The organism is Leucobacter sp. M11 (assembly GCF_035726885.1).
In the GTDB taxonomy this organism is placed as follows: Bacteria; Actinomycetota; Actinomycetes; order Actinomycetales; family Microbacteriaceae; genus JAPFRB01.
The window spans coordinates 458,430-459,296 of record NZ_JAPFRB010000004.1 but is presented as its reverse complement, the minus strand read 5'-3'; the positions used below and the strand labels follow the sequence as shown (position 1 = coordinate 459,296).

The window sequence follows — 867 nt, the reverse complement described above, 5'->3', positions numbered from 1 at the left end:
CTAGGCCCCCGCGTCCGCCTCGGACGCACCGGGTCCCGCGGATGCTTCGGGTTCGTCGTCCAGCAGGAACAGCTCCTCGACCGGGCGACCGAAGACCCGGGCGAGCCGCATCGCGAGCGGCAGCGAGGGGTCGTACCGGCCCTTCTCGATGGAGATGATGGTCTGCCGGGAGACCCCGAGCGTGTCCGCGAGCCGCTCCTGCGACCAGCCGAGCGCTCGGCGGCACTCGGGCAGCGCGTTCCTCATCGGGTGGCCCGGCGCTTCTGCCAGAGGTACCGCGCGCCGAAGTCGAGCATCAGCACGACGAGGACCGCGGCGAGCACGAGCTCGACCCGGGCATCGATCCCGAGAAAGGCGAAGACGGCCGCGCCGATGCCCCCCACGAACAAGAAATCCTGGAAGGCCCCCGCCGCGGCCTTCGCGTACCAGTCCGACTCGACCGATTCCTCGGGGCGCTCGGCCGCCTCCGTGATCGTGCCGCGATCCACGAGGAGCACCCAGGAAAGGGCGGAGAAGACCGGGAGCGTGGCCACCGCCAGGAGCGCGAACGCGAGCCAGGGGCTCTCCGCGTTCACGGTTCGGGCGAACAACCCGCCGAGCAGCGCGGCGCACCCCGCGCCGATGGCGAGAGAGACCGTGAGCAGGACCCCCGTGCCGCCGCCAAAGCGGCTGCGTCCCCAGGCGCTGCGTCCCGTGTGTGCTCGATTCATCTCGACTCCCCTGTTCTTCGCGCGTCCCCCAGGCGGGGCGCCGCTCCCACGATAAACGTCAAGCACCCTTTACGTCAAGCTTGCTTTACGTTTAGGGGGTGGGAGGAGGGCGTGAACGCTCGTGCCGCGAGAAACCCGGCGCGCGGACGCCTGGCGC

At 70.8% G+C, this 867-nt stretch carries 2 protein-coding genes; both read right to left on the bottom strand.

Features of this window, described 5'->3' with window-relative positions; genetic code table 11:
* The gene (locus OOT08_RS14295) at positions 1 to 246 is read right to left on the bottom strand and encodes a helix-turn-helix transcriptional regulator (protein ID WP_325093459.1); all 246 of its coding nucleotides are present in this window, start codon (positions 244 to 246) and stop codon (positions 1 to 3) included.
* The gene (locus tag OOT08_RS14290) at positions 243 to 710 is read right to left on the bottom strand and encodes a hypothetical protein (RefSeq protein ID WP_325093458.1); all 468 of its coding nucleotides are present in this window, start codon (positions 708 to 710) and stop codon (positions 243 to 245) included. The genes OOT08_RS14295 and OOT08_RS14290 overlap by 4 nt, the downstream gene beginning before the upstream one ends.
* Positions 711 to 867: the final 157 nt, after the last annotated feature.

Bases quoted from the DNA above. Each gene is read 5' to 3' on its own strand.
- OOT08_RS14295 (WP_325093459.1), bottom strand. From the start codon at position 246: ATGAGGAACGCGCTGCCCGAGTGCCGCCGAGCGCTCGGCTGGTCGCAG.
- OOT08_RS14290 (WP_325093458.1), bottom strand. From the start codon at position 710: ATGAATCGAGCACACACGGGACGCAGCGCCTGGGGACGCAGCCGCTTT.